Source organism: Streptomyces capitiformicae (assembly GCF_002214185.1).
GTDB lineage: Bacteria > Actinomycetota > Actinomycetes > Streptomycetales > Streptomycetaceae > Streptomyces > Streptomyces capitiformicae.
The window spans coordinates 1149317-1174842 of the sequence record NZ_CP022161.1; the positions used below are offsets into that span (position 1 = coordinate 1149317).

Annotated in this window: 23 protein-coding genes and 3 pseudogenes; 11 read left to right on the top strand and 15 right to left on the bottom strand. The window is 70.2% G+C overall.

The window, feature by feature from the left end; all coding sequences use genetic code 11:
- The first annotated feature begins 34 nt into the window (after positions 1-34).
- From CES90_RS05255 to CES90_RS05265, 3 genes are read left to right on the top strand one after another with little or no spacing between them, the layout of a single operon-like run.
- Entirely contained in the window at positions 35-1639 is a 1605-nt protein-coding gene (locus CES90_RS05255) for an ABC transporter permease (protein ID WP_229913764.1), read from the top strand.
- Positions 1640-2698: an ABC transporter ATP-binding protein gene (locus tag CES90_RS05260; RefSeq protein WP_189782571.1), complete on the top strand. Its 1059-nt coding sequence runs from the start codon at positions 1640-1642 to the stop codon at positions 2696-2698.
- Positions 2699-2709: 11 nt separating this feature from the next.
- On the top strand, positions 2710-3525 hold the full coding sequence (locus CES90_RS05265) for a maleylpyruvate isomerase family mycothiol-dependent enzyme (protein ID WP_229913765.1): 816 nt from the start codon (positions 2710-2712) through the stop codon (positions 3523-3525).
- 97 nt (positions 3526-3622) lie between these two features.
- Here the strand turns inward: CES90_RS05265 and CES90_RS05270 are convergent, their stop codons facing one another.
- From CES90_RS05270 to CES90_RS05300, 7 genes and pseudogenes are all read right to left on the bottom strand, one after another.
- Positions 3623-4324, bottom strand: coding sequence for an LAETG motif-containing sortase-dependent surface protein (locus tag CES90_RS05270; protein ID WP_189782572.1), 702 nt, complete (start codon positions 4322-4324; stop codon positions 3623-3625).
- Between the two features lie 195 nt (positions 4325-4519).
- Positions 4520-5644, bottom strand: a complete 1125-nt coding sequence (locus CES90_RS05275; RefSeq protein ID WP_189782573.1) for an LOG family protein — start codon at positions 5642-5644, stop codon at positions 4520-4522.
- A gap of 35 nt (positions 5645-5679) precedes the next feature.
- On the bottom strand, positions 5680-6105 hold the full coding sequence (locus CES90_RS05280; protein WP_189782574.1) for a VOC family protein: 426 nt from the start codon (positions 6103-6105) through the stop codon (positions 5680-5682).
- A 140-nt stretch (positions 6106-6245) separates the two neighbouring features.
- Complete coding sequence (locus tag CES90_RS05285) at positions 6246-7523, bottom strand: hypothetical protein (RefSeq protein ID WP_189782575.1); 1278 nt, start codon at positions 7521-7523, stop codon at positions 6246-6248.
- Positions 7505-8182, bottom strand: a pseudogene (locus tag CES90_RS05290) (ABC transporter ATP-binding protein); the annotation flags it as partial. The gene CES90_RS05285 and the pseudogene CES90_RS05290, both read right to left, overlap by 19 nt.
- Before the next feature lie 364 nt (positions 8183-8546).
- A complete protein-coding gene (locus CES90_RS05295) occupies positions 8547-9956 on the bottom strand; it encodes an aspartate aminotransferase family protein (RefSeq protein ID WP_189782577.1) in 1410 nt (469 codons plus the stop codon).
- A complete protein-coding gene (locus CES90_RS05300) occupies positions 9941-10456 on the bottom strand; it encodes an Lrp/AsnC family transcriptional regulator (RefSeq protein ID WP_189782578.1) in 516 nt (171 codons plus the stop codon). Before CES90_RS05300 ends, CES90_RS05295 begins: the two co-directional genes overlap by 16 nt.
- A gap of 173 nt (positions 10457-10629) precedes the next feature.
- Between CES90_RS05300 and CES90_RS05305 the strand changes: the two genes are divergently transcribed.
- Both CES90_RS05305 and ppk2 read left to right on the top strand, forming a co-directional pair.
- Positions 10630-12069 (top strand): gamma-aminobutyraldehyde dehydrogenase, encoded by a 1440-nt coding sequence (locus tag CES90_RS05305; protein WP_189782579.1) that lies wholly within the window; start codon positions 10630-10632, stop codon positions 12067-12069.
- Positions 12070-12170: 101 nt separating this feature from the next.
- Positions 12171-12974, top strand: a complete 804-nt coding sequence (gene ppk2, locus CES90_RS05310; RefSeq protein WP_189782580.1) for a polyphosphate kinase 2 — start codon at positions 12171-12173, stop codon at positions 12972-12974.
- 17 nt (positions 12975-12991) lie between these two features.
- On the opposite strand, the gene CES90_RS05315 is transcribed toward ppk2, so the two are convergent.
- The 4 genes and pseudogenes from CES90_RS05315 to CES90_RS05320 all read right to left on the bottom strand — a co-directional run bounded on the left by CES90_RS05315 (position 12992) and on the right by CES90_RS05320 (position 15275).
- Positions 12992-13906: a universal stress protein gene (locus CES90_RS05315; protein ID WP_189782670.1), complete on the bottom strand. Its 915-nt coding sequence runs from the start codon at positions 13904-13906 to the stop codon at positions 12992-12994.
- Positions 13907-13920: 14 nt separating this feature from the next.
- Positions 13921-14266: pseudogene (locus tag CES90_RS49290) on the bottom strand (zinc-dependent alcohol dehydrogenase); the annotation flags it as partial.
- 59 nt (positions 14267-14325) lie between these two features.
- Positions 14326-14418, bottom strand: a pseudogene (locus tag CES90_RS49295) (universal stress protein); the annotation flags it as partial.
- Positions 14419-14615: 197 nt separating this feature from the next.
- On the bottom strand, positions 14616-15275 hold the full coding sequence (locus CES90_RS05320; RefSeq protein ID WP_189782581.1) for a YceI family protein: 660 nt from the start codon (positions 15273-15275) through the stop codon (positions 14616-14618).
- Positions 15276-15502: 227 nt separating this feature from the next.
- On the opposite strand from CES90_RS05320, the gene CES90_RS05325 reads away from it, so the two are divergent.
- Together CES90_RS05325 and CES90_RS05330 are read left to right on the top strand one after the other, a co-directional pair.
- On the top strand, positions 15503-16036 hold the full coding sequence (locus CES90_RS05325; protein ID WP_189782582.1) for a hypothetical protein: 534 nt from the start codon (positions 15503-15505) through the stop codon (positions 16034-16036).
- Between the two features lie 211 nt (positions 16037-16247).
- Positions 16248-17951, top strand: coding sequence for an RNA polymerase sigma factor (locus CES90_RS05330; protein ID WP_189782583.1), 1704 nt, complete (start codon positions 16248-16250; stop codon positions 17949-17951).
- On the opposite strand, the gene CES90_RS05335 is transcribed toward CES90_RS05330, so the two are convergent.
- A complete protein-coding gene (locus tag CES90_RS05335) occupies positions 17896-18300 on the bottom strand; it encodes a winged helix-turn-helix transcriptional regulator (protein ID WP_189782671.1) in 405 nt (134 codons plus the stop codon). The genes CES90_RS05330 and CES90_RS05335 overlap by 56 nt on opposite strands.
- 105 nt (positions 18301-18405) lie before the next feature.
- Here CES90_RS05335 and CES90_RS05340 point away from each other — a divergent pair, with 105 nt between their 5' ends.
- The gene (locus CES90_RS05340) at positions 18406-19047 is read left to right on the top strand and encodes an NADPH-dependent F420 reductase (protein WP_189782672.1); all 642 of its coding nucleotides are present in this window, start codon (positions 18406-18408) and stop codon (positions 19045-19047) included.
- A 21-nt stretch (positions 19048-19068) separates the two neighbouring features.
- On the opposite strand, the gene CES90_RS05345 is transcribed toward CES90_RS05340, so the two are convergent.
- Both CES90_RS05345 and CES90_RS05350 read right to left on the bottom strand, forming a co-directional pair.
- Complete coding sequence (locus tag CES90_RS05345; RefSeq protein WP_189782584.1) at positions 19069-19761, bottom strand: glycerophosphodiester phosphodiesterase; 693 nt, start codon at positions 19759-19761, stop codon at positions 19069-19071.
- Between the two features lie 48 nt (positions 19762-19809).
- Positions 19810-20859 (bottom strand): adenosine deaminase, encoded by a 1050-nt coding sequence (locus tag CES90_RS05350; RefSeq protein WP_229913781.1) that lies wholly within the window; start codon positions 20857-20859, stop codon positions 19810-19812.
- Positions 20860-21092: 233 nt separating this feature from the next.
- Here CES90_RS05350 and CES90_RS49300 point away from each other — a divergent pair, with 233 nt between their 5' ends.
- Positions 21093-21905, top strand: a complete 813-nt coding sequence (locus CES90_RS49300) for a DUF4190 domain-containing protein (RefSeq protein ID WP_229913767.1) — start codon at positions 21093-21095, stop codon at positions 21903-21905.
- A 4-nt stretch (positions 21906-21909) separates the two neighbouring features.
- On the opposite strand, the gene CES90_RS05360 is transcribed toward CES90_RS49300, so the two are convergent.
- The gene (locus CES90_RS05360; protein ID WP_189782585.1) at positions 21910-22476 is read right to left on the bottom strand and encodes an NADAR family protein; all 567 of its coding nucleotides are present in this window, start codon (positions 22474-22476) and stop codon (positions 21910-21912) included.
- Between the two features lie 167 nt (positions 22477-22643).
- Here CES90_RS05360 and CES90_RS05365 point away from each other — a divergent pair, with 167 nt between their 5' ends.
- Together CES90_RS05365 and CES90_RS05370 are read left to right on the top strand one after the other, a co-directional pair.
- Positions 22644-24158: a gamma-aminobutyraldehyde dehydrogenase gene (locus CES90_RS05365; RefSeq protein ID WP_189782586.1), complete on the top strand. Its 1515-nt coding sequence runs from the start codon at positions 22644-22646 to the stop codon at positions 24156-24158.
- 119 nt (positions 24159-24277) lie between these two features.
- Complete coding sequence (locus CES90_RS05370; protein ID WP_189782587.1) at positions 24278-25522, top strand: polyamine ABC transporter substrate-binding protein; 1245 nt, start codon at positions 24278-24280, stop codon at positions 25520-25522.
- The last annotated feature ends 4 nt before the right edge of the window (positions 25523-25526 follow it).

Here is a 25526-nt window from a genome sequence, read left to right on the forward strand (position 1 = left end):
GCCCCGTACGGGGAGCGCGGCGCGGCTCGGGCTCATGGTGCTGCCCGTCGCGTTCTTCGGGGTGTTCTTCGCCTATCCCGTCGCCTCGATCGTCGAGCGGGGGCTGCACGTCGACGGCGCCTGGCAGTTCGGGCGGATCGGGGAGGTGTTGGGGGATGCCGGGATCCGGCATGTGCTGTGGTTCACCACCTGGCAGGCGCTCGTCTCGACCGCGCTCACGCTGCTGATCGCGCTCCCCGGCGCGTATGTCTTCGCGCGCTTCGATTTCAGAGGCAAGGAGATCCTGCGGGCGGTCGTCACCGTGCCGTTCGTGCTGCCGACCGTGGTCGTCGGTACGGCCTTCCTGGCGCTGGTCGGGAGGGGTGGGCTGTTCGACGAGCTGTGGGGCGTACGGCTGGACACGACGGTGTGGGCGATTCTCCTCGCGCATGTCTTCTTCAACTACGCGGTCGTCGTGCGGACCGTCGGCGGGCTGTGGGCACAGCTCGACCCCCGGCAGGAGGAGGCCGCCCGGATGCTCGGGGCGTCCCGGTCGCGGGCCTGGCGGACGGTGACGCTGCCCGCGCTCGCGCCCGCCGTGGCCGCCGCCGCGCTGATGGTGTTCCTCTTCACCTTCACCTCGTTCGGTGTGGTGCAGATCCTCGGTGGGCCGACCTTCTCGACACTCGAAGTGGAGATCTACCGGCAGACCTCGGAGATCTTCGATCTGGCGACGGCAGCCGTGCTGACGCTCGTGCAGTTCGTCGCGGTCGGGCTGATCCTCGTCGTGCACGCCTGGACCGTACGGCGGCGGGAGACCGCGCTGCGGCTGGTGGACGCCTCGCTCACGGCGCGCCGGCCGCGCGGGGCGGGGCAGTGGGCGCTGCTGGCCGGGGTTCTGCTCACTGTCGTCGTGCTGATCCTGCTGCCGCTGGGCGTGCTGGTGGAACGGTCGTTCGGTGCGTCCGGGTCCGTGTTGGGCTACTACGAGGCGTTGACCAGCGACGACAGCGGGATCTTCCTGGTCGCGCCGATCGAGGCGGTCGGCAACTCCCTCTCCTACGCCCTCGCGGCGACCGCCATCGCCCTCCTGATCGGTGGTCTCGCCGCGGCGGCCCTGACCCGGCGGGCCGGCCGTCTCGTCCGGGGTTTCGACGCGCTGCTCATGCTGCCGCTCGGCGTCTCCGCGGTGACCGTCGGCTTCGGATTCCTGATCACGCTGGACGAGCCGCCGTTGGACCTGCGCGGTTCCTGGCTCCTGGTGCCGCTGGCCCAGGCCCTGGTCGGCGTCCCCTTCGTCGTACGGACCATGCTGCCCGTGCTGCGGGCGGTGGACGAGCGACTGCGGGAGGCGGCGGCCGTGCTGGGGGCGTCGCCGTGGCGGGTGTGGCGCGAGGTCGATCTGCCGATGGTGCGGCGGGCGCTGCTGATCGCGGCCGGGTTCGCCTTCGCGGTGTCGCTCGGGGAGTTCGGGGCGACCGTGTTCATCGCACGGGCCGACAACCCCACGCTGCCGGTGGCCGTGGCGCGGTTGCTCGGGCGGCCGGGGGAGATCAACTACGGCCAGGCGATGGCCCTTTCGACGATTCTCATGGTGGTGTGCGCCGTGGCCCTGCTGGTGCTGGAGCGCCTGCGTACCGATCGCTCGGGGGAGTTCTAGATGGTGGCGAAGAGGGTGTCGAAGACGCTGCTGAGGCTTGCGGATGCGACCGTACGGTTCCGTGGGCGGCCCGCGCTCGACGCGGTCGATCTGGAGGTCGCCGAGCATGAGATCGTCTGCGTGCTGGGGCCGAGCGGCAGCGGCAAGTCCACGCTGCTGCGGGCGGTCGCCGGGCTCCAACCCCTCGACAGCGGGCGGGTGTTGCTCGACGGACGGGACAACACCGCGGTGCCCGCGCACAAGCGGGACGTCGGCCTGATGTTCCAGGACCATCAGCTGTTCCCGCAGCGGGACGTGGGTGGCAACGTCGCCTTCGGCCTGCGGATGCACGGCGCCTCGAAGGCCGAACAGGGCGTACGGGTCGGGGAGTTGCTGGAGCTGGTCGGACTGCCGGGGGCGGCGCGCCGGGCCGTCGCGGCGCTCTCCGGCGGCGAGCAGCAGCGGGTCGCGCTGGCCCGGGCCCTCGCCCCGCGCCCCCGGCTGCTCATGCTCGACGAGCCCCTCGGCCAGCTGGACCGCTCGCTGCGGGAGCGGCTCGTCGTCGAACTCCGGGAGCTGTTCGGCGAGTTGGGGACGACCGTGCTCGCGGTCACACACGACCAGGGCGAGGCGTTCGCGCTGGCCGACCGGGTCGTGGTGATGCGCGACGGGCGGATCGCCCAGTCCGGTACGCCGCTTGAGGTGTGGCAACGACCGGCGGACGAGTTCGTGGCGCGCTTCCTCGGCTTCGACAACGTGGTCGACGCGACCGTGACCGGGCAGGCCGCCGACACACCATGGGGCAAGGTCCCGGTGCCCGAGGGCTCGCCACAGGGGCCGGGCGCCCTGCTGGTGCGGCCCGCGGGCGTACGGCTGGTCGACACGGCCGCCGGGCTGCGGTGCACCGTGGCCGCACGCACCTTCCGGGGCACCCATGTCGCCGTAAACCTCCAGCCCGAGGGCGCGCCACGGCTCGAGGCGGCCTGTGCGCTGCGGGAGGCGCCGGCGCCCGGGGACGAGGTCGGGGTGGCCTTCGACGCGGCGGAAATCGTCGTGCTGGGGGACGGTCCGGCCGCATAAGGTGCGGAGCCATGGCTATGCACAGGCAAGAACCCCAGGCTCGGTATGACCGCTACTGCGACGAGATCGAGCTTCAGGTACGGCAGTTGAGGGACGTCGTGACCTCCGGCGCCGATCTGACCGCCACCGTCCCGACCTGCCCCGACTGGTCACTGGAACACCTCGTACGGCACACCGGCGGTGCCCTGCGCTGGGTCGAACTGAACGTACGGACCCGGTCGAAGGAGGAAGTGCCCGAGGAGGAAGTCCCGTTGTACGACGGCCCCGAGGTGAAGGGGGACCCGGCCGCACTGGACGCCTGGCTCGCGGAGACCGGCGAGATGCTCGTCGCCACGCTGCGCGAGGCGGGGCCGAAGGCGCCGGTGTGGTCATGGGGCTGGGAGCAGACCGCCGGGTTCTGGGCCCGCCGGATGACCCATGAGCTGGTCGTCCATCGGGCGGACGCGACGCTCACCGCCGGGCTGCCGTACGAGGTGGCGCCGGACATCGCCGCCGACGCGATCGACGAGTGGCTGGAGATCGTCGAGTTCGTGCAGCGGACCATGCCGCACGACGAGGCGGCCGAACTGCGCGGCCCGGGGCGCAGTATCCATCTCCACGCCACGGATGCGTCCGCTGACCTGAACGCCGAGTGGCTCGTCGAGTTGACCGAGGACGTCGTGCGCTGGCGCCGGGGCCACGAGAAGGCGACGGTCGCGCTGCGCGGCCCGCTGACCGAGGTGCTGCTCGCCTTCTACCGCCGACTTCCGCTGGACGGCGGGGAGTTGGAGGTGCTCGGAGAGCGGGGGCTGCTGGACTTCTGGCTGAAGCGGGCAACGTTCGGGTGAGCCGCTGACAGGCGCGTGACCCGCACCTTGCCGCTGGACGAGCGCGTGGCCCGTACCCCTCCGCGAGAGGCACGGGCACACGGCCGTACGACGTGGATCAGCGGGTGGAGGCCCCGCGGCGCCGCATGCTGTAGTACACGGCACCCGCGCCGAGCGCGACCAGGGCCGCCGCGAGCCCGGCGATCGGGCCGGTGTTCGAGGTGGCGCCGGTCTCGGCGAGATTGGAGTCGCCCTCGGGGGAGGGGATGTTGTTCTCGTTCGTGCCCGCCGGGGTGGTGTTCTCAGAGGCGGACGGGGAGGGAGACTTCTTGTTCTTCGAAGGCTCCTTCGAGGGCTCCTTGGAGGGCTCGTCGTCCGCGGCCTCCTCGGGGCTTTCCGAGGCGGCCGGCGGGGTGTCCGCCTTCTCGCAGGCCTCGGCGGGAGCGGTCAGGATCGGCAGGTCCTCGTCGACGTCCTTCTTCGCCTTGATGTGGACGCGGTACTCGGCGTTCGGCTCCCAGTCCTCGTCGAAGGTGATGGTGACACCCTCGGTGGTGGAGTTCTTGATCGTCCGGCTGCCGACCATGCGCAGGTCTGCCCCGTTGTTCTCCAGGTAGACGGTGACCTCGGCCTTGACGCCCAGCGGGTCCACGTCGGTCACGCGGATGACACCCTTGTCACCGTCGCACTCGGCCACGGCGGAGAAGTCACTGATGCTGCTGGCCACGGCGCTGCCCGCGACACCGAGCACAAGTGCGGCGGAGGCGAGGACAACACCGAGGGGGCGCGAAGTTCGCGCGGTGCGGGGAGATATGGACACGTTTGCCCTTCACGGGGAGCACAGGGGGGTGGGGGTGACGGAGGCGCCGCTGGAACAGCGGCTTCCCCATGTGCCACACAGGTTTATAAGCGCGCCATAAGTACTGTCAATCCGAAGAAGCGTGCGAGTGGCTGCTTTTGACCACTGATTGAGGGGCCCGTAGGTTTGACGCCCGTTCAACAACGCGCGCGGTCCTCAACTCTCCAGCCGCTCCAGGGCGTCCGGAACCTCTTCGATCCGGTCCACCAAGGCGATCCGGGCCTCCATCGAACGGCCTCGGGCCAAGGACTGGAGGAGCGGCCAGGTCGGGAGCTTCTCCGTCCAGTGGGCGCGGTTCACCAGGACCATGGGCGTGGGTTCGCCGCGGGACTCGTAGTAGTTGGGGGTCGCGTTGTCGAAGATCTCCTGAACGGTGCCGGCGGCGCCGGGCAGGAAGACGACGCCCGTGTTGGAGCGGGCGAGGAGGCCGTCCTCGCGGGTGGCGTTGGCGAAGTACTTGGCGATGTGGGAGGCGAACGGGTTGGGCGGCTCGTGGCCGTAGAACCAGGTGGGGATGCCGACGGAGGTGCCGCCCTTCGGCCAGCGCGTGCGGACCTCGAAGGCCACGCCTGCCCAGTCGGTGATCGACGGCGTGAACTTCGGTGCCTTGGAAAGGAGTTGGAGGGCCTCGACGAGCATCTCGTCGTCGTACGGGGCCGCGTACGCCCCCAGGTTGGCCGCCTCCATCGCACCCGGGCCGCCGCCGGTGGCGACCGTGAGACCCGAGCGGGCCAGGGTGCGGCCGAGGCGGGCGGCGCCCTCGTACGCCTCGGTGCCGCGGGCCATCGCGTGGCCGCCCATCACGCCCACCACCCGTGCCCCGACGAGGAGTTCGTCGAGCGCGTCCGAGACCGAGTCGTCGTGGACGGCGCGCAGCATCGAGGAGAAGACGTCGCGGTCGGCCTTGGTGCGCTGGAACCAGGTGTACGACAGGGCGTCCGGCGTCGCCTCGTAACCGCCCTCCGCCAGGGACGCGAAGAGCTCGTCGGGGGAGTACACGAGGCCGCGGTACGGGTCGAAGGGCAGGCCGGGTAGGGGCGGGAAGACCAGGGCGCCGTCCGCGCGGACCTTCGCCGCCGCGTTCTGCCGCATCGCACAGCCGAGGAAGACGGCGCCCGCCGTGTCCGTGGCGAGCAACTCCCTTGTACGGTCCGTCAGATCGACGGCTTGGACGCGGAACCCGGAGAGCGTGCCGCGCGCCGAGACGGTCGCGTCGAACTCCTCCAGCGTCTCGATCTCCTGGTCACCGTGGTGGGCCGCGTGGGCGGGCATTATCTGCACCCGCCCACTCTAGGCACAGCACGTGCGGCGGGTGTTCAGCCCTCGATCGCCGCCGGGTTCATCCATACGACCTCCCAGGTGTGGCCGTCGAGGTCGTCGAAGGCGCGGCCGTACATGAAGTCCGGCATGTCCTGGACCTTGTCGGACGCGGTGCCGCCGGCGGCGACGGCCTTCTCGACCAGCTCGTCGACCTGCTCGCGGCTCTCCGCGCTCAGCGCGATCATCACCTCGCTGGTGCGCGTGGCGTCCGCGATCTCCTTCTTGGTGAAGGTCGCGTAGAACGGCTTGGTGAGCAGCATCGCGAAGATGGTGTCGCTGATCACGACCGAGGCGGCGTTCTCGTCGCTGAACTGGGGGTTGATCGCGTACCCGAGCTCCGTGAAGAACTTCTTCGAGGCGTCGAGGTCGTTCACGGGCAGGTTCACGAAGATCATCTGCTGGTAAGTCTGGCTCTGGCTCATGGCGAGGTCTCTCCCGGAGCTATGCGGTCCGTCATTGGTGTCGGTCCGTTCGGAGGGGTAGACCAGGGGCCGTCGCGGAACTCATCGCCCCGCGCCGAATTTTTTCCTACGAGTTTTCCGGCGGCCTCAGGGACGGGCGGTCACGCGGCCATCGGCAGCGCCGCCAGCTCCGCGACCGTCCAGGTCAGCGGGCCGAAGACGGCGAGCAGGGCACTCGCGCGGAGCAGGGCTGCCCGGCGGGGCAGGGTGCTGGGCGCCCCCAGTCGCAGCAGCGCGGCCGTGGTGTCGGCGTGCGCCCGGCGGGCCTCGACGGCGGCCGTGGCGAGGGTGAGGACGGTGCAGCCGGCCACGACCAGCGCGCCCAGCAGGGTGAGCGGGCCGACCGTGGGGCGTGCGCCGGAGGACAGCGACACCATGGCGTACGCCCCGGAGGCCACCGCGCACACCACCCCGAGCGGCCGCCCGATGCGCCGGGCCTCGGCTTGGAGGATCCGCCCGGCGAGCAGCCGCAGCGCGCCCGGCTCCACGGCCTGGAGCAGCCACCCGCACAGATGGGTGAGCCCGGGTGCGGCGAGGATCAGCCCCAGCGCGGTGAGCAGCCAGCCGGCGAGGACTCCGGCGGGGCTGTCGGCGAAGCCACCGGGGAGGGTGAGGCCGGAGCCGGGGTCGGACTGCCCGGCGTACGTCTCGACGGCGAGACCGACGGCGAGGACGGCGATGCCCCAGGGGAGGCCGCCGGGGGCGGGACGCGGGGCCGGCGCCACGGCGGGAACCGGCGGTTCCTCGTCGGGGAGCTCGTCCTCCTCGTACCTCGACGCACCGGCCGGTGACGCGGCCCGCCTGCGGATGTCGAAGGTGTCGTATGCCATGAAGCGCGTCCGGAGTCCGGCGGGCCGGGGGGACCGGGTGCCCTTCGGGCGCAAGACCAGGGCCGTCGTCACGGAGGCGACGACCGGCACCAGGGAGAGCAGGGTGAGGGCGGCCGGCAGGGGCAGCGGTTGTCCGGCGGCGAGGACGTCGGCGGCGGCGCCGTCGAACGGCATGCCGGTCAGGTCGCCCCGCAGATGGAGGAAGAACAGCAGGGCGAGCAGGGAGCCGAGGGTGGTGGACAGGGCCGTCGTCACCGCCGAGACCGCCATCAGACGGCCGGGGCCCAGGCCGATCGCGGAGAGGCCGGGGCGCGGACGGGTGCCGGGGTCGGTGCGGGCGACCGTCACCGCGAAGTACACGGTGGCGGCGGCGGGCGCGGCGCACCAGAGCAGGCGGAGCGTCGAGCCGGCGGGGGCGTGCGGGTGGGACAGGGCGTGGCCGAGGGCGCACAGCAGCAGGAAGCCGGTGCCGCCGGAGGCCGCGGTGACCAGCAGGCGGCGGATCTGGACGATCGGATGGGCCCGGCGGGCTAGGCGGAGAGCGAGCACGCGGCCCTGCCTCCTCCCTCGGCGGCGGCCCGGCCTTCCCCGTCGGCGGCGGAGGGCAGGCGGACGGTCTTCACGCATCGCCCGTCGAGCAGGGACACCGTGCGGTCGGCGAGGGAGGCGATCTCGGAGTCGTGGGTGGCGAGGACGACCGTGATGTCGTGCGAGCGGGCCGCCGCGGTGAGAGTGCGCAGCACATGGGCGTGTTCCGTGCGGTGCAACGCGGCGGTCGGCTCGTCCGCGAAGAGCACGGTGGGCGTGGCGACCAGCGCGCGGGCGACGACCACGCGCTGGCGCTCGGACTGCAGCAGGCCGTGCGGGCGCTTGCGGGCCGAGGAGCCGATGTCGAGGCGCTCCAGCCACTCCAGGGCGGCGGTCCTGGCGGCCCGGCGGCCGGTGCCGCGCAGCATCAGCGGCAGAGCCGTGTTCTCCCAGACGTTCAGCTCAGGGACGAGGACGGGCTCCGGGTCGATCCAGCCGAAGCGGTCGCGGCGCAGCCGCTCCCGGGTGAGGGGGCCCATGGTGTGCACCGGGGTGCTGTTGAACCACACCTCGCCCTGCCGCGGCACCAACTGCCCCGACAGACAGCGCAGGAGTGTGGTCTTGCCGCTGCCGCGCGGCCCGGTGACGGCGAGGATCTCGCCGTCCCGGACGCCCATCGACACGCCTTGCAGCGCGGGCGAGCCGTCGTGCGCGTAGGTCAGACCACGTGCCCAGAGCACGTCGTTGTCCGGCGGGGCCACCATGGGCGTACACCTCGGTTCGGATCAGGAATTGCCGGGGGGAGTCCCCCGTCCGGGGGAACGAAGGCAGGGCCGATCGGTTACAGGGCACGCTAGGCAGGCAGGGTGGCGGGGGTCGGACAGCACACGGCCCGGAACGCACCCATCTCACTCGTACGGGTGTATCCCGGGCCGTTTCAAACGCCGAGCGCCCTCAGCGAGAGCGGTCAGTTGAGCGCTGTCAGCTGTCAGCTGTCAGCTGTCGGTTGAGCGCCGTCAGCCGTCAGCCGTCAGCCGTCAGCCGTCAGAGGAGCGTCCACGCCTCCGTCAGGGTCGCGCGGAGTATCTGCTCGATCTCGTCGAAGGTCGACTGGTCGGAGATCAGCGGCGGGGCGAGCTGGACGACCGGGTCGCCCCGGTCGTCGGCGCGGCAGTAGAGGCCGTTCTCGAACAGCTTCTTCGACAGGAAGCCGTAGAGGATCCGCTCGGTCTCGTCGGCGTCGAAGCTCTCCTTCGTGGCCTTGTCCTTGACCAGTTCGATTCCGTAGAAGAAGCCGTTGCCGCGGACGTCGCCGACGATCGGCAGGTCGTACAGCTTCTCCAGGGTCGCGCGGAACGCGGCCTCGTTGTCGAGGACGTGCTGGTTGAGGCCCTCGCGCTCGAACAGGTCGAGGTTGGCGAGGCCGACGGCCGCGGAGACCGGGTGGCCGCCGAAGGTGTAACCGTGCAGGAAGACGTTGTCGCCCTTGTAGAAGGGCTCGGCTATGCGGTCGGAGACAATGCACGCGCCTATCGGGGAGTAGCCCGAGGTCATGCCCTTGGCACAGGTGATCATGTCCGGGACATAGCCGAACTTGTCGCAGGCGAACATCGTGCCGAGGCGGCCGAAGGCGCAGATGACCTCGTCCGAGACGAGCAGCACGTCGTACTGGTCGCAGATCTCGCGGACCCGCTGGAAGTAGCCGGGCGGGGGCGGGAAGCAGCCTCCGGCGTTCTGCACCGGCTCCAGGAAGACCGCGGCGACCGTGTCCGGACCCTCGAAGAGGATCTGCTGTTCGATCTGGTCGGCGGCCCAGCGGCCGAAGGCCTCCGGGTCGTCGCCGAAGAGCGGCGCCCGGTAGATGTTGGTGTTCGGCACCTTGTGCGCGCCCGGGACGAGCGGTTCGAAGGGGGCCTTCAGGCCCGGCAGGCCGGTGATGGACAGGGCGCCCTGCGGGGTGCCGTGGTAGGCGACCGCCCGGGAGATGACCTTGTACTTGGTCGGCTTGCCGGTGAGCTTGAAGTACTGCTTGGCGAGCTTCCAGGCGGTCTCGACCGCCTCGCCGCCGCCGGTGGTGAAGAAGACCTTGTTCAGATCGCCGGGCGTGTGGGAGGCGATACGTTCCGCCAGTTCCACGGCCTTCGGGTGGGCGTAGGACCACACAGGGAAGAAGGCCAGCTCCTGGGCCTGCTTGAACGCGGTCTCCGCGAGCTCGGTGCGGCCGTGGCCCGCCTGGACCACGAACAGCCCCGCGAGACCGTCGAGGTACCGCTTGCCCTTGTCGTCGTAGATGTACGTGCCCTCGCCCCGGACGATCGTGGGGACCGGGGAGTTCTCGTACGAGGCCATGCGGGTGAAGTGCATCCACAGGTGGTCGTACGCGGTCTTGCTGACGCTGCTGACGTCCTTGGCGGCGTTCGGAGTCTCGGTGCTCACGGCTATCGGGTTCCCCACATGTAGGTCTGCTTCTTCAGCTTCAGATAGACGAAGCTCTCGGTGGACCGCACGCCGGGCAGGGTCCGGATGCGTTTGTTGATCACTTCCAGGAGGTGGTCGTCGTCCTCGCAGACGACCTCCACCATCAGGTCGAAGGAGCCCGCGGTGATCACGATGTACTCGACCTCCTGCATGGCCGTGAGCGCGTCCGCCACGGGATCGAGGTCGCCGTCGACGTTGATGCCGAGCATCGCCTGACGTCTGAAGCCCACGGTGAGCGGGTCGGTGACGGCGACGATCTGCATCACGCCCTGGTCGAGCAGCTTCTGGACGCGCTGGCGCACGGCCGCCTCCGAGAGGCCGACGGCCTTGCCGATCGCGGCGTACGGCCGGCGGCCGTCCTCCTGGAGCTGTTCGACGATGGCGAGGGAGACGGCGTCCAGCTGAGCGCTGCCGTTCCTGGACTCCTTCGAGTCCCTCTGCTCTGCGCTTCTACTTGCCACGACCTCACTGTGCACGACGTCTCGACAGTTCCGCAAGGCCGAATCGATGAAATTCGTTGTTTACTGGCTTGCAACTTACGGATTTCGCAGCGATGAGGGTGTCGGGGGTGTTGAAAACGTGGGGCTGCGGACTAGGGTGGTGTCTCAAGGAATGGACACCCAGGACACCCACATCTGGAGGGTCGGCAGTGAGCACCGAGCTGCGTCGTCTGCGCAACTACATTGATGGCGAATTCCGTGACGCCGTCGACGGACGGACCACCGAGGTGGTCAACCCAGCGACGGGCGAGGCCTACGCCACCGCGCCCCTGTCCGGCCAGGCCGACGTCGACGCGGCGATGGCCGCCGCCGAGGCCGCGTTCCCGGGCTGGCGGGACACGACCCCGGCCGAGCGCCAGAAGGCACTGCTGAAGATCGCCGACGCGTTCGAGGAGCGGGCCGAGGAACTCATCGCGGCCGAGGTGGAGAACACGGGCAAGCCGATCGGGCTCACCCGCTCCGAGGAGATCCCGCCGATGGTCGACCAGATCCGCTTCTTCGCGGGCGCGGCCCGGATGCTGGAGGGGCGGAGCGCCGGCGAGTACATGGAGGGGATGACCTCGATCGTCCGCCGTGAGCCGGTCGGCGTCTGCGCCCAGGTGGCGCCGTGGAACTACCCGATGATGATGGCGGTCTGGAAGTTCGCGCCGGCCATCGCGGCGGGCAACACGGTCGTACTGAAGCCGTCGGACACGACCCCCGCGTCGACCGTGCTGATGGCGGAGATCATCGGCTCGATCCTGCCGAAGGGTGTCTTCAACGTCATCACGGGCGACCGGGACACGGGGCGTCTGATGGTCGAGCACCCGATCCCGGCCATGGCGTCCATCACCGGCTCCGTGCGGGCCGGTATGTCGGTCGCCGAGTCCGCGTCCAAGGACCTCAAGCGGGTCCACCTGGAGCTGGGCGGCAAGGCGCCGGTCGTCGTCTTCGAGGACACTGATGTCGCCAAGGCCGTCGAGGACATCTCGGTGGCGGGCTTCTTCAACGCCGGGCAGGACTGTACGGCCGCGACGCGCGTCCTCGTCCACGAGTCCATCCACGACGAGTTCGTGGCGGCGCTCGCCAAGGTCGCCGCCGAGACGAAGACCGGGCAGCCGGACGACGAGGACGTGCTGTACGGGCCGCTCAACAACCCCAACCAGCTCAAGCAGGTCAGCGGCTTCATCGAGCGGCTGCCCGCGCACGCCAAGGTCGAGACCGGGGGACACCAGGTCGGTGAGAAGGGGTACTTCTACGCGCCGACCGTCGTGTCCGGGCTGAAGCAGGACGACGAGATCATCCAGAAGGAGGTCTTCGGGCCGGTCATCACGGTTCAGTCGTTCGCCGACGAGGCCCAGGCGGTGGGCTGGGCGAACGGGGTCGAGTACGCGCTCGCTTCGTCGGTGTGGACCAAGGACCACGCGCGGGCGATGCGGATGTCCAAGGCGCTGGACTTCGGGTGCGTGTGGATCAACACGCACATCCCGCTCGTCGCGGAGATGCCGCACGGCGGCTTCAAGAAGTCCGGGTACGGCAAGGATCTTTCGGGGTACGGGTTCGACGACTACACGCGGATCAAGCATGTGATGACGTCGCTGGACGGGTAGCACCCGCTCCGCGGGAGAACCGTGAACGGGCACGGCCCCGCGCCCCTTCGGGGCTGCGGTCCTTCGGGGCGCGGGGTGGTGCATTGGGTCGTGGAGGCGGCATGGCCGGCAAGAAGGTGTCGAAGGTGCCGCGCGCGGCGTACGAGAAGGAACTGCTGCGCCTGCAGACCGAGTTGGTGAAGCTGCAGGAGTGGGTGCGGGCGGAGGGCGCTCGGCTCGTGGTGGTGTTCGAGGGGCGGGACGCGGCGGGCAAGGGCGGCACGATCAAGCGGGTCGCGGAGCATCTCAATCCCCGTGTCGCCCGGATCGCCGCCCTGCCCAAGCCGACGGAGCGCGAGCGCACCCAGTGGTACTTCCAGCGGTACGTGGAGCATCTGCCGGCCGCCGGGGAGATCGTGCTGTTCGACCGGTCCTGGTACAACCGGGCCGGCGTCGAGCATGTGATGGGCTTCTGCTCGAAGGAGGAGCACCAGCTCTTCCTGCGCCATTGCCCGATCTTCGAGCGGATGCTGGTGGAGGACGGGATCCTGCTGCGCAAGTACTGGTTCTCGGTGAGCGACACCGAACAGCAGGAGCGTTTCCGCAAGCGGCTGGAGGACCCGCGGCGGCGCTGGAAGCTGTCGGCGCTGGATCTGGAGTCCCTCACCCGCTGGGAGGCGTACTCCCAGGCCAAGGACGAGATGATGGTGCACACCGACATCAGCGAGGCCCCGTGGTACGTCGTGGAGAGCGACGACAAACGGCGGGCCCGGCTGAACATGATCGCCCATCTGCTGGACTCCGTGCCGTACCAGGAGGTCCCTCCGCCGGTGCTGGAGCTGCCGGAGCGTCCGCCGCCGACCGGCTACCAGCGCCCGCCGCGTGATCTGCAGACCTACGTCCCCGACCACGCGGCGAGCCTTTGAGCAGCCGGTCACCGGCGTCACCCGCTCTCGGGGACGATCGCGACCGGGCAGCTGGAGCGGTGCAACGCGCCGTGCGTCACCCGGCCGAGCTGGAGCCCGAAGTGCCGCTGCCGGCGCCTGGCTCCCACGACGAGAAGGTCGGCGTGGCGCGACGCGTCGGCCAGCACGGTCCGGGCGTGGCCCTCGGCGGTACGGCGATGGAGTACGACATCGGCGGGGGCGTCCCGCAACGCCGTCTCCAGTGCCTCCGCGGCGCGCTGCTCGTGCAGCCTGGCGGGCTCTCCCGTCAGCAGGGGATGGTCGGTGGTCTCGTGCGCGGGGCACCGCCAGGCGCGTACCGCTTCGACCTCCGCCCCGCGTCGCCGCGCCTCCTCGAAGGCGAAGCGCACCGCCGCCGCACTCGTCGGCTTCTCCTCGGCACCGTCCGTGGTCCTGGCCCCGCCTCCGACGCCGACGACGATGCGGCCGTGGGTCGCGGGCAGGGACTGGTTGTCGTGGCTGCCGCGCACGACGATCACCGGGCAGTGCGCGTGCGCGGCCACGGTGAGGCTCACCGAGCCGAGCAGCGCCTCGGTGAGGGCGCCGCGGCCCCGGGTGCCCGTGACGAGCAGGGAAGCGATCCGGCTCTCCCTGAGCAGCGTGTACTCGGGTTCCTCGGGCAGCACGTCGGTGGCGATGCTCACCTCGGCCCGGCGCAGACGGGCGCGCTGGGCGGCGGTCGCCACGATGTCCTCGGCCCGCACCTGCTCGGACGGCTTGCCCAGGTCCTCGGCCAGCTGGGCGCCTTCGTACCGCTCCCACAGCGAGGCGTACACCAGGCGCAGCGGCACCCCGCGCAGGGCGGCCTCGTCGGCCGCCCAGTCGACGGCCCGCAGGCTGGGCTCGGAACCGTCGACGCCGACGACGATCGGCAGGTCCGTCTCCCTCTCCATGGCCATCGCGCCCACCTCCCCCAACCGAGGCCGAAGACGATCCGGGCCTTGACCTGACCGCGCAGCACCTCGTCCATGCACTCGTTGACGGAGGCGAGCGGCCGCGTCTCGGAGATGACCTTGGTCCGGCCTGCCGCGTGCAGGTGGAAGACCTCGGCGAGATCCTGCCGGGTACCCACGATCGAACCGATCACGCTCATACCGTTCAGCACGGTGGCGAAGATCGGGAGCTGGACGGTGCCGTTGCGCGGGCAGGGCGACCATGACGAGCTTGCCGCTGCGCCGCAGGCCGGAGTTGACGGCGGAGAAGGCCGCCTCGTTCACCGCCAGGGCGATCGCCGCGCGGGCGCCGCCGTGCCGAGCGTGGGGGAGCGTGCAGGGCGGCGCTGGGCAGACGGGAATGTGACGACAGGCCCTGGGCCGGGGTCGCGCAGCCGCAGGCCTTCGGCGACCTCGCGGGGAATCCGCTCGGTCCAGTGCCGATGGGTCTCGGCGCCGAGGAGCGGCGCCTGACGGTGACGGTACGGGGCATGATCTCCGCCCCCTGAGTCCTCCTGGATTTCCCTGAATCTCCCTGAATCTCCCGACCCGGGGACCCGATTCGAGCTTTGTCCTCGGGCGAGGCCCATGGCGCCCACAACGCAACAGAAGGCCCACACAACAGGGCGTGTGGGCCTTCTCGGGAATTCCGGTTACGGGAGGCGTTCTGTCAGTTGCCGGGGAGGGGGCGGATGGCGGCTATGTCGAATTGCAGGCGGATCTTTTCGCTCACCATGGCGCCGCCCTCCGCCAGTCTCTGGTTGTAGGTGAGGCCCCATTCGGAACGATTGATGGTGGTCGTGCCGTCGAATCCGACTCGTTCGTATCCGAAGGGATCGGTGACGTGTCCTATATAGGTGAGTTCCAGGTCGACGGGGCGGGTGATGTTCTTGATCGTGAGATCGCCGGTCATGCGGTAGACGTCACTGTCCACGAGGCGAACCGCCGTACTGGCGAAGCGCATTCGGGGATAGGTCGCGGCGTCCAGGAAGTCGCGGCCGACCAAATGGGCGTCGCGCTGTTCCACGCCGGTGTCGACGGATGCCGTGGACAGGACGATCTCGGCCCGTGAGCGGGATGGATCGCGGCCGTCGAAGTAGAGCCGACTCTGATACTCAGTGAAAGCGCCGCGCACGGTCGTCACCAATGCGTGGCGCACGGAGAAACCGATGCGACTGTGCGCCCGGTCGATCATCCATTCTCCGGTCAGCGCCGCGAGGGCGGGATCCGGCGGGCCGGCCTGACCGAAAGCCCGTGAGTCGTGGGGGAGTTGTGTAGCTGTGGGGGATGCCGAGCGGCGCAGGGACGCAGCGCGGTTGAACAGGTTCATGATCCACGTAACTACGGCACGACAGAAAATGCCGCAAGTCTTCTATCGGATCCAGGTCGGGTCCGATTCGGCCTTGAAAGGCTGATAAAGCGTCATCAGGTGGTGGGTGCTCGGTGGGCGCTCGGTGGGCGGTTGCATTATCCGCACACGGTCGCCACGAATTGTTTCCCCGGCCACATCGAGGGGGTGGTTTTGAACGTGTTCAAGTCGGGGCGTACGCTCCAGCCATGAGTGACAGAGCCGCCCTGGTCAAGGGCATCCGTGCGTGGCTGGTCTTCTTCGTCGTCTGTCTGGTGCTGAGCGGCGCCACGGCGTTCCCGCTGGTCCATGAGCTGCGGTGGACCGAGGAGCTGATGCGTTCGCTGTCCGTCGGGGAGTACCTGCCGGGGCTCATGGAGTGGATCGAGCGGGTACGCGCGGGACTGGACGAGGCTGATGCCGACTACCCGTTCCTGCTGTACGGCACGGACTGGCTGGCCTTCGCGCACCTCGTCATCGCGGTCGCCTTCTACGGCCCGTACCGCGACCCGGTCCGCAACGTCTGGGTCGTCGAGGTCGGGATGATCGCCTGCGCCGGGATCATCCCACTGGCGCTGATCTGCGGTCCGATCCGGGGGATCCCCTTCTGGTGGTCGGTGATCGACATGTCGTTCGGGGTGTTCGGCGTGATTCCGCTGTACGTCGTGTGGAAGCGGATCAAGCGGCTGGAGGCGATGACGCCACCGGTCGCGCCCCCGGCCACCGTGGCTGCCGCGGGCTGAGCGCGAGGCGGAAAAAAAAGTGTTATCCCCGTAGCCCCGTTCCGTCTCCACAGGCGACCCCTGTTGCCCCACGTACAGGAGTGAGCCGGATGAACGGTGTGAGCGGTGTGATCTCCGCCTCGCGGGTTCCCTACGTCACGGGAATGGCTGAGAAAGTACGGAAAACAGCCGAGTGATCAGGGTGACCGCAGCGAGAGCGGAAGGAACGTACGTGGACGGGCGGCAGTGGCGCTCCACCATCGGGGCCGCGCAGGCGGGCGACCGGCGCGCCCTCGACGAGCTGGTCGAGGGTTGGCTGCCGCTCGTCTACAACATCGTGGGCCGTGCACTCAACGGCCACGCGGACGTCGACGACGTCGTGCAGGAGACCATGCTGCGCGCGGTCGACAACCTCGAAACGCTGCGGGATCCGGACAGTTTCCGGTCATGGCTGGTCGCCATCGCGATGCGGCAGATACGCGACCGGGCGCGACGGCGCACCGCCGACCCGCTCGGCGAGGACGGCGACGCGTACGGCACCGGCGCCGCCGACTTCGCCGAACTGACCGTCCTGCGGCTGCAGTTGGAGGGACAGCGGCGTGAGGTCGCGGAAGCGGTCCGGTGGCTCGACGACGAGGACCGGCAGCTGCTGTCCCTGTGGTGGCTGGAGGTCGCCGGCGAACTCACCCGGCGTGAACTCGCGGCCGCGGTCGGCATCAGCCGGCAGCACGCCGCCGTCCGGGTGCAGCGGATGAAGGCCCGGCTGGAGACCGCGCGGGGTATCGTCCGTGCCCTCGGCTCCTCCTGCTCCGACCTGGGCGCCGTGACCGCCCGCTGGAACGGGCAGCCCGACTCGGTGTGGCGCAAGCGCATCGCCCGGCACATCCGCGGCTGCGCCCGCTGCGACGGCCACGACCGGCGCGGCGAGGGCGTCGTACCCGCCGAACGGCTCCTCGTCGGCCTCGCCCTCGTCCCTATCCCCGTCGGCTTCACGCTGTCGCTGGCGTTCGGCGGCAAGACGGCGGTCGCGGCGACGACGGCCGTGTCGGCCTCGGCCTCGGTGGGCTGGTCCGCCAAGCTGCTGGGTTCGCTCACCCAGCCCGCCGTGGCGGTGACGGCGGGCGCGACGTTCGTCGCCGGGGGCGCGTACGTGGTGACGACGCCGGACGCGCGGCCGCCGCAGACGGCGCCCACGGCGCTGAGCACGGCTCGCCCGCCCGTGTCCGAGCCATCCCGCTCCCCGTCGCCCTCCTCCTCTCCCTCGCCTTCGCCCTCGCCGTCCGCCTCCCCGTCGCCGACGAGGAAGACCGACCTGTACGGCAGTGTCGTGGACGCCGTGGACCGGGCCCCGGACCCGAACACCGCGCCCGTCGCCCTCCCGCGCCGGCCCGAGACCGGCCTCACCAGCAGCGGCGGCGCGCGCGCCGTGATGAACCACCGCGGTGACAGCGTGACCCTGACCGGCAAGGGCTACGTCCTCGTCCGCTGGCAGCTCGCGCCGCAGTACCGGCCCGGCGGCCTGGTCATGCCCACCTGGACCGGCTTGAAGGGCAAGCTCTTCCACGTGGCCTCCGGCGGCGGCCGCCGCATGGACGACCCGACGTCCGCCGACGGCAAGACCTCCGGCATGGGAGGCCCCGACATCGGCTACATCGTCCTGCCGGCCGGCACCCAGCAGATGTGGCAGAACGAGTACTTCTACGTCGACGGCACCGTCACGTTCACCCAGAACGAGAGCGGCGCCGACTACAACATCACCCTCGCCCCCACCACCTGGGACGCGATCACCGGGGACGTCAACTACGGCCCCGAGCAGGGTGCCATCCGCTACGGTCTCGTCCGCGACAACGGCAAGGACACGACACCCGTACCGCAGTACGTCACGCGGAAGACCCCGGAGGACGCGGCGACGGTGGCGCAGCGGTCGAAGGTGTAGCAGCGCACGCGTTCTCCTGCGCGGCCATCACCTCGTCGCCGTGCGCGTGCGCCCAGGCGCCGAACGCCTCGATCCGTGGGAGCAGCGTCCGCCCGAGCGCGGTCAGTTCGTAGTCGACCCGGGGTGGCGAACCACCGTACGCCCGCCGCGCCACCAGCCCGTTGAACTCCAGCCTGCGCAAGGTCTCCGTCAGCACCTTGGGGCTGATCCCGCCGATCCGCACCCGCAGTTCGCCCGGCCTGCTCGGCCTGTGTCGCAGGGCCCACAGCACAACGGGGTTCCAGGTGTTGCCCAGCAGATCGAAGGCGAGCCGGGCCCGGCAGTCGGCGAGGACGCCATCGGACGGCATATCGGTGGCTTCGCCGGCATCGGTCACTTACCGAATGGTGCCTGAGCGGCTTTCTACTGTCGTGCTGTTTCGACCACGGCGAACAGGGAGGCGGCATCTGTGCGCATGCGCATCGGGGTTCTGGGCACGGGCGGTATGGCGGACGCGTTGGGCACGCGGTGGGCGAGGGCCGGGCACGAGGTGTTCGTGGGCGGCCGGGACACGACCCGCGCGGCCGCCCTGGCCGAACGGCTCGGCGGCCACGCGGGTGACCTGCGTGCGGCGGCGGAGTTCGGAGAGGACGCGGTGCTTGTGGCGTTGCCGTGGCGGGCCGCGGTGGATGTCGTCGGGGGACTGAAGGACGGCCTGCGCTCCCGGACCCTGATCGACTGCACGAACCCGGTCGGCCCGGGCTTCGTACTGGAGACGGCGGGCGGCCCTTCGGCGTCCGCCCGCCTCGCGTCCGCCGCGCCGGGCGCCCATGTCGTCAAGGCCTTCAATCTCTGCCACGAAGACGTCTGGCGGCTGGCACCTCCGGTGTTCGACGGCCGGCCACTCGCGGTCCCCCTGTGCGGCGACGACGAGAAAGCCCTGTCCGCCGTACGACACCTCGTGCGTGACCTGGGCTGCGAACCCCTGAACGCAGGGCCGCTGGCGAGAGCGGGGCTGGTGGAGGCGACGGCGGCGTTGTTGATCGGGTTGTGGGTGGGGGAAGGGGCGGATGCGCAGGCGATTGCTCCGCCGTGGGCGGCTGCGGGGCGTCGTTGAACGCGATGCAGCCCCCGCCCTTTACGGGGCGCTGCCGCCCCGCAGCGCGCACAACGCGTCGATTCGGTTCGTGGTGATGGAGTCGACGCCGAGTTTCAGCAGCCGTCGCATGGAGCGGCGGGTGTCGGGGGTCCAGACGGAGAGGAGGTAGCCGTCGCGGTGGACGCGGTCGGCGAGGGCCGGGCTCACCAGACCGAAGCGGTAGTTGAGCCAGCGTGGGCGTATGGCGTCGAGGAGAGCCGGGCGCGGGGGCGCGAGGGTTTTCCAGGTGAGGGCGATCTCGGCGGCGGGGTCGGCCGCGCGCACCGCGAGCATGGTGTCGGGACCGGCGCTGTAGTACACCCGCTCCTCGGCCCCGCACTCCCGTACGACGCCCACGATCCGCCGCACCGCCCGGGGGTCGGCCGCGCCGGGCAGGTCGACCATGACCCGGCTGTCCCCGGTGGTGTGCAGTGCGTCGGCCAGCGTCGGCACCCTGTCGGCCGTGAGCCCCCGCAGCTCGGCGGCGGACAGCGCCGCCAGGGGCCGGTCCAGCTCCCACAACCGGTTCAGCGTCGAGTCGTGCAGCAGGACGGGCACGCCGTCACGGGTCGACCGTACGTCGAACTCGACGGCGTCCGCGCCCAGTTCGAGCGCGGTCCGCAGGGAGTCGAGGGTGTTCTCGCGGTGGAGGTAGGGGGCGCCGCGATGGGCCACGGCGGTCACGGTGCGCATGGGGTTCATTGTGGGTCAGGGGTTCAGGGGTTCATGGGGTTCATGGGGTCAGGGGGTGAGCCAGGTCGAAGTGTAGGAGTCGATTTCGTCGGACAGGCGGGCCTTGCCGGGCTCGTCGAGGAAGGACGCCGCCACCGCGTTCTTCGCGAGGGCGGCCAGCCCCTGCTCGTCGAGGTCGAGGAGCCGCGCGGCGATGGCGTACTCGTTGTTGAGGTCCGTGCCGAACATCGGCGGGTCGTCGGAGTTGATGGTGACCAGGACGCCCGCCCGCACGAACTCCTTGATCGGGTGCTCGTCGAGGGTGCGGACCGCGCGCGTGGCGATGTTGGACGTCGGGCAGACCTCCAGGGCGACGCGGTGCTCGGCGAGGTGGGCGAGGAGCTTCGGGTCCTGCGCGGAGCTCGTGCCGTGGCCGATGCGCTCGGCGCGCAGCTCGGTCAGCGCGTCCCACACCGTCTCCGGCCCGGTGGTCTCGCCCGCGTGCGGCACCGACCGCAGCCCGGCGGCGATCGCCCGGTCGAAGTACGGCTTGAACTGCGGCCGGGGTACGCCGATCTCGGGCCCGCCGAGCCCGAACGACACCAGCCCCTCCGGACGCAGCCGGTCGTCGGTCGCGAGCCGTACCGTCTCCTCGGCCGACACGAGCCCGGCCTCGCCGGGTATGTCGAAGCACCACCGCAGTACGGTCCCGAACTCGGACTCCGCCGCCTTGCGCGCGTCCTCGATCGCCTCCATGAAGGCCCGCTCGTCGATACCGCGACGGGTGGACGAGTAAGGCGTGACGGTCAGCTCGGCGTACCGCACCTGCTGCCGGGCCAGGTCCCGCGCCACCTCGAACGTCAGCAGCCGGACGTCCTCCGGGGTTCGGATCAGGTCGACGACGGACAGATACACCTGGATGAAGTGGGCGAAGTCCGTGAACGTGAAGTAGTCCGCGAGCGCCTCGGGGTCGGTCGGCACCTTGGAGTCGGGGTGACGGGCGGCCAGTTCAGCGACGATACGGGGGGAGGCGGAGCCGACGTGGTGCACGTGCAGTTCGGCCTTGGGCAGGCCGGCGATGAAGGCGTGCGGGTCGCGGGTGCCGGATGTGCTGGGCATGGCCGATGCGCCGGGCGCGGTGCGGTTGTCGGTCAAGGTTCCTCCCCGGGAACGGCGTCCGCCCCGGACCGTGGTCGTCGTCGGGGGGGCGCGGATGATCGGCTGATCGATGACTCGGGGATCATCGTAGGCGGCGGTCCCACCGGCGGAACCCGGGCCTTAGCATGACCGAACGTACGACGTAGCAGTACGGCGGAAACAACGGAACAGAACGGTACAGAGGGGACCCGCGCATGTCGTCCGACGAGGAACAGACTCCGGCGTCGCCGGCGCACACCCCCCAGCCGGACCCCTGGGTGCCCCCGCAGGACCGCACTCCGACCCTGGACAAGTCCATCGGCTCCGCCGAGTCGACGGCTCTCCAGGCGCCCCCGGCACCCCAGCCATGGGTCGGCCCCAACGCCTTCGCAGCCCCGGGCGGGCCGCAGCCCCCTTCGGCCTCCGTGCCCACCACGTTTCCTCCCGCTCCCAACCCCTTCGGCCCGCCCGGAGCCGGTGCCCCCGGCGGACCCGTGCCTCCCCCGCCCATCAGCCCTGACGGGCCTGGCCACATCCCGTACGGCTATCCCCAGTACCCGGGCGCTCACACGCACGGTGGCGTCGGCTACAGCGCCCCCGGTTACGGCGGCGCCCCCGGCTATGGCGTCCCTGGTTACGCCTGGCCCGGGATGGCGCCCCCGCCGAGCAACGGCATGGGGATCGCGGCGATGGTTCTCGGGATCTGCGCCGCTGCCCTGTTCTGTCTCTGGCCGCTGGCGATCCTGCTCGGGATCCTGGCCGTGATCTTCGGGTGCATAGGCCGGGCAAAGGCGCGCCGGGGCGAGGCGACGAACCCGGGGCATGCCCTGGCGGGGATCATCTGCGGCGCGGCCGGCGTCCTGCTGGGCATCGGCTTCATCGTCCTCATCATCGTGGCGCCGGACGGCACCAGCGACGACTCGGACACCGACCCCCTCTACGACGACGGCTACTCCACGTCCCTGTCCCTGACGCTGCAGCCCCGCGACATGGCCACGTTCACCGAACTCGCCCAACTCGCCGACTAGGGCCCTACGCCTCACCGCCGGCGAGCAACCGCTCCCGGGCCGCCATCAGCGCGAAGCCCAGGAGGTTGGGGCCCCGCCACCGTGCGGGGTCCATGGCTCGCTCGTCGTCCGCCGCGAGGCCGATGCCCCAGACACGGTCCATGGGGCTGGCCTCCACGAGTACGCGGTTCCCCGTGCCCAGCAGGAACGCCCGCAGGTCCGCGTGCGCGGCGAACTTGTGGATGCTGCCCTCGGCGACGATCCCGAAGCGCTCCCGCTGCCACAGGGACTCGTCGAAGCCACGGACGAGCCGCCCGACCTTCTTGGCCTGCGCGGGGCTCGACGCCGCGACGGCCTTCTTCTCCGCCTCCGCGTCCTCGAACAGCCGGGCCTTGGACGCCATCATCCAGTGCTCGGCCGTCGCGTACTCCACCCCGTCCACCGTGAACGGTGACGGCCACCACTGACTCAGGCAGCTCGCGCCCACCTGCCCGTCGGGCCGCGGCCGGTGCCCCCAGAAGTGCAGGTACTTGACCCTCGCCCCCGCCTGGACCTCCCTGATCAGGGTGTCCCAAGAATCGATCTTCGCCATGTCCGAAAGTGTGGCAGCCACCGCTGACAATCCGTCCTCGAATTTCCACCCGACTGCACTACCTGGTCGACAGATTCCGTCGCGTAACCAAAAGGCAACAACGGAATCCCTTGTTGAAGCCCCATGGCTCTGTCAGGATCGGCACTCAAATCGACCTGGAGCTACGCATGCAGGAACGCTTCGCGGACGGCGCGCAGTACATCGCCGGCCGCTTGATGAAGGGCACGTCCGGCCGTACTCACGCCGTGGTCGATCCGGCCACCGGTGACGAGGTGTACAGGTACGACCTGGCCGGTACGGACGATGTGGACGCGGCCGTCGCCGCCGCGCGTGAGGCGTTCTGGGGCTGGGCCGCCACCACTCCCGGCGAGCGTTCCGACGCGCTGCACCGCTTCGCCGGCGTCCTCGCCGACCGGGCGGAGGAGTTCGCGCGGGCCGAGTCGCTGCAGTGCGGGAAGCCGCTCAAGCTGACACGCGAGTTCGACGTACCGGGCACCATCGACAACATCGCCTTCTTCGCGGGCGCCGCCCGGCACCTCCAGGGCCAGTCGGCCGGCGAATACTCCGGCGACCACACCTCGTACATACGCCGTGAGCCCATCGGGGTCGTCGGTTCCATCGCGCCCTGGAACTATCCGCTCCAGATGGCCGCCTGGAAGATCCTCCCGGCGATCGCCGCGGGCAACACGATCGTCCTGAAGCCCGCCGAACTGACCCCGCTCACCTCGCTGCTCTTCGCGCGGGCCGCCACGGACGCGGGCATCCCGGACGGTGTGATCAACATCGTCACCGGTACGGGCACGGAGGCCGGAGAGCACCTCGTCGGGCACCCCGACGTGGCCATGACCTCCTTCACCGGTTCCACCGCAGTCGGCAAGCGGGTCGCCGAGATCGCCACCGCAAACGTCAAGCGGATCCATCTGGAGCTGGGCGGCAAGGCGCCCTTCGTCGTCTTCGACGACGCGGACCTGGAGGCCGCCGTCCACGGCGCGGTAGCGGGCGCCCTCATCAACACCGGGCAAGACTGCACGGCGGCCACGCGCGCGTACGTCCAGCGTCCCCTCTTCGAGGAGTTCGTCGCCAAGACGGCCGCCCTCATGGAGACCGTCCGGCTCGGCGATCCCTTCGCCCCGGGCACCGACCTGGGCCCGCTGATCTCGCACGCCCAGCGTGACCGGGTCGCCGCCATCGTCGAGCGGGCACGCGCGTACGCGCGCGTGGTCACCGGCGGTGAGGCGCCCCAGGGGGAGTTGGCGAACGGCGCCTACTATCGGCCGACGCTCATCGCCAACGCGCCCCAGGACAGCGAGATCGTCCAGTCCGAGATCTTCGGACCGGTCCTCGTGGTGCTGCCCTTCGACAGCGACGACGAGGGCATCCGGCTGGCCAACGACACGCCGTACGGGCTCGCGGCCTCCGCCTGGAGCCGGGACGTCTACCGGGCGAACCGTGCGACACGGGAGATCAGGGCGGGGTGCGTGTGGGTGAACGACCACATCCCGATCATCAGCGAGATGCCACACGGCGGATACAAGGCGTCCGGCTTCGGCAAGGACATGTCCGCGTACTCGTTCGAGGAGTACACCCAGATCAAGCACGTCATGTTCGACAATACGGCGGTCGCCAGGAAGGGCTGGCACCGCACGATCTTCGGGGACCGCCGACCAGACGGGCACCGCTAGTCACACGGGGACCGCCAGTCACACGGGGACCGCCAGTCACACGGGAGTCCGGCCGCCCGACCCTCGGCCGGTCTCCTTCACCCTCCCGAAAGGGCACCTCCCGAAAGGGCATCACGCGCATGGAGCAGTACGAGCCCGACCGCTTGTCCCCGGCCCAGGTGGCCGCCATGCGGCGCAGCTTCAGGAACGGCAGGGCCGCCCTCAGCCGCCGTTCGCTGCTGCGCGCCGGAACCGGCGGCGCCCTCGCCGTCGGCGGGCTCGGGGCGCTGAGCGCCTGCGGCATCCCCGCGGCGAAGAACACCGCGGGCGTGTCGTCCGAGGACCACTCGGCCAAGGAGAAGGAGATCGCCTTCTCCAACTGGACCGAGTACATGGACGTCGACGACAGCGGAAAGCACCACCCCAGCCTGGAGGCGTTCACCAAGCGCACCGGCATCAAGGTCAAGTACACCGAGGACATCAACGACAACGTCGAGTTCTTCGGCAAGATCAAGCCGCAGCTCGCCGCCGGTCAGGACACCGGACGCGATCTGATCTGCGTCACCGACTGGCTCGCGGCCCGTCTCATCCGCTTCGGGTGGGTCCAGAAACTGGACCCGTCCAACCTGCCGCACGCCTTCCTGAACCTCTCCCCGCAGTTCCGCAGCCCCGACTGGGACCCGGGACGCGCGTACTCGTACCCCTGGACCGGCATCTCCACCGTCATCGCCTACAACAAGAAGGCACTCGACGGCGAGGAGGTGAAGTCGGTCTCCGACATGCTCGACAACCCCAGGCTCAAGGGCCGCATCGGCTTCCTCTCCGAGATGCGCGACAGCATCGGGATGACCCTGCTGGACATGGGCAAGGACCCGGCGAAGTTCACCGACGACGACTACGACGCCGCGATCGCCCGCCTCCAGAAGGCCGTCGACAAGGGGCAGATCCGTCGCTTCACTGGCAACGACTACACCTCCGACCTCAGCAAGGGTGACTTCGCGGCCTGTCTCGCCTGGGCCGGTGACGTCGTCCAGCTCAAGGCCGACAGCCCCGACATCGACTTCCTCATCCCCGACAGCGGCTACATGACGTCCACGGACAACCTGCTGGTCCCGGGCAAGGCCCGGCACAAGACCAACGCCGAACGGCTCATCGACTACTACTACGAGCCGCAGTCGGCCGCCGAACTCGCCGCGTACATCAACTACGTGTGCCCCGTGGACGGCGTGCAGGCGGAGCTGGCCAAGATCGACGAGAGCGCGGCGAACAACCCGCTGATCATTCCCGACGCGGCCATGGCGGCCAAGTCCCGCGCCTTCCGCTCCCTCAGCCAGAAGGAAGAGACGGCGTACGAAGAGAAGTTCGCGAAGCTGACGGGGGCGTGACGAG

Coding starts and splice junctions, on each gene's coding strand:
- CES90_RS05255 (WP_229913764.1), top strand. CDS start 35: ATGGTGCTGCCCGTCGCGTTCTTCGGGGTGTTCTTCGCCTATCCCGTC.
- CES90_RS05260 (WP_189782571.1), top strand. CDS start 1,640: ATGGTGGCGAAGAGGGTGTCGAAGACGCTGCTGAGGCTTGCGGATGCG.
- CES90_RS05265 (WP_229913765.1), top strand. CDS start 2,710: ATGGCTATGCACAGGCAAGAACCCCAGGCTCGGTATGACCGCTACTGC.
- CES90_RS05280 (WP_189782574.1), bottom strand. CDS start 6,105: ATGAGCCAGAGCCAGACTTACCAGCAGATGATCTTCGTGAACCTGCCC.
- ppk2 (WP_189782580.1), top strand. CDS start 12,171: ATGGCCGGCAAGAAGGTGTCGAAGGTGCCGCGCGCGGCGTACGAGAAG.
- CES90_RS05315 (WP_189782670.1), bottom strand. CDS start 13,906: ATGGAGAGGGAGACGGACCTGCCGATCGTCGTCGGCGTCGACGGTTCC.
- CES90_RS05320 (WP_189782581.1), bottom strand. CDS start 15,275: ATGAACCTGTTCAACCGCGCTGCGTCCCTGCGCCGCTCGGCATCCCCC.
- CES90_RS05325 (WP_189782582.1), top strand. CDS start 15,503: ATGAGTGACAGAGCCGCCCTGGTCAAGGGCATCCGTGCGTGGCTGGTC.
- CES90_RS05335 (WP_189782671.1), bottom strand. CDS start 18,300: ATGCCGTCCGATGGCGTCCTCGCCGACTGCCGGGCCCGGCTCGCCTTC.
- CES90_RS05340 (WP_189782672.1), top strand. CDS start 18,406: ATGCGCATCGGGGTTCTGGGCACGGGCGGTATGGCGGACGCGTTGGGC.
- CES90_RS05345 (WP_189782584.1), bottom strand. CDS start 19,761: ATGCGCACCGTGACCGCCGTGGCCCATCGCGGCGCCCCCTACCTCCAC.
- CES90_RS05350 (WP_229913781.1), bottom strand. CDS start 20,859: ATGCCCAGCACATCCGGCACCCGCGACCCGCACGCCTTCATCGCCGGC.
- CES90_RS49300 (WP_229913767.1), top strand. CDS start 21,093: ATGTCGTCCGACGAGGAACAGACTCCGGCGTCGCCGGCGCACACCCCC.
- CES90_RS05360 (WP_189782585.1), bottom strand. CDS start 22,476: ATGGCGAAGATCGATTCTTGGGACACCCTGATCAGGGAGGTCCAGGCG.
- CES90_RS05365 (WP_189782586.1), top strand. CDS start 22,644: ATGCAGGAACGCTTCGCGGACGGCGCGCAGTACATCGCCGGCCGCTTG.
- CES90_RS05370 (WP_189782587.1), top strand. CDS start 24,278: ATGGAGCAGTACGAGCCCGACCGCTTGTCCCCGGCCCAGGTGGCCGCC.